At 37.4% G+C, this 1,168-nt stretch carries 1 protein-coding gene; it reads left to right on the top strand.

Annotated elements, in window-relative coordinates; all coding sequences use genetic code 11:
• Positions 1 to 306 precede the first annotated feature (306 nt).
• Positions 307 to 1,168, top strand: an 862-nt coding sequence (locus VXQ92_RS19700) for a TonB-dependent receptor plug domain-containing protein (RefSeq protein WP_416682931.1), incomplete at its 3' end; no start/stop codon positions are given.

Raw genomic sequence — 1,168 nt, 5'->3', positions numbered from 1 at the left:
AGTGTGGGAGGTTCGGCCTATTGCGTTCCATGATTCACTAGCTAGGGGAGCTATGTTAGCAGAAAATAACCAAAGATTTTTGCTGTTCGATAAGAGTTTTAAAAATTTTGCTCAGTTAGGGTATGGGTTTGAGTCATAAACAGAATTTATTTATTGAAAAAGGTTTTAGTTTATTGTGAGTTTTTATGATAAATAATTAACCATTTGGTATATCTTAAACATCAATATATCTAGAAAAAATGTGTATAAATCAACCAAATAAAAGTGGATATAGTAGGGCGATCTTTATTTTGTCTATTAATAAATATGTATTTAAATAACTTGAAATATGTAGGGGCTTTAAAAAATAAGCGCTCATTTATTTTTGTATTTGTTGCACTGTTTCATCCATTAGAAAGCTATGCGCAAGAAACCGTAGAGCAAACACAAAACCAAGCTAAATCAGATAAAGTAGTTCGTGTTGCGGTGACAGGTTCTCGGATTTCAAAAGCACAAAAAGATGGCCCGACCAGTGTGACCGTCATTACCGCAGCTGATATTGAAAAACAAGGTTTTAGTAATGCATTTGACGCACTCAATAACCTGACGCAGAACACTGGTTTTGTGCAAGGTGCCGATTATGGAAATACTTTTACACCTGCAGCGAACGCCATTAGTTTGCGAGGTTTAGGTCCAAATCATACTTTGACTTTAATTAATGGACATCGGGTTGCAGACTATCCTGTACCGTACGATGGTTCTGTCAATTTCGTGAACTTAGCCAATATTCCCACTGCCATTATTGACCGTATTGAAATATTAAACGGTGGCGCTTCTGCAATTTATGGTTCAGATGCAATTGCAGGCGTGGTAAATATTATTCTGAAAAAGAAAACAGATGGCACACAATTTAATATTAAGGCAGGTGGAACTAAAGAAGGTGGTGAAAACTTACGTTTACAACTGAGTGGCAGTAAAACTTTAGACAAGCTTAGTCTCGTTTATGGGATTGAACTCAGCGGCCGTGAACCGATATGGGCAGCCGATCGGGATTTTATGAAGAGCCGAACTCGTTTGGGAGAAAAACCAGACACTATTGTGGGCCGTAAAAATGCCGATACTGGTAAATACCTTTCTATTGGTGGGTGTCAGGCCTTTAATGGTTTATTTAACGGATCAGTCAATAATA

Source organism: Acinetobacter sp. 228 (assembly GCF_048147885.1).
This window is presented reverse-complemented; position numbering and strand designations above follow the sequence as displayed.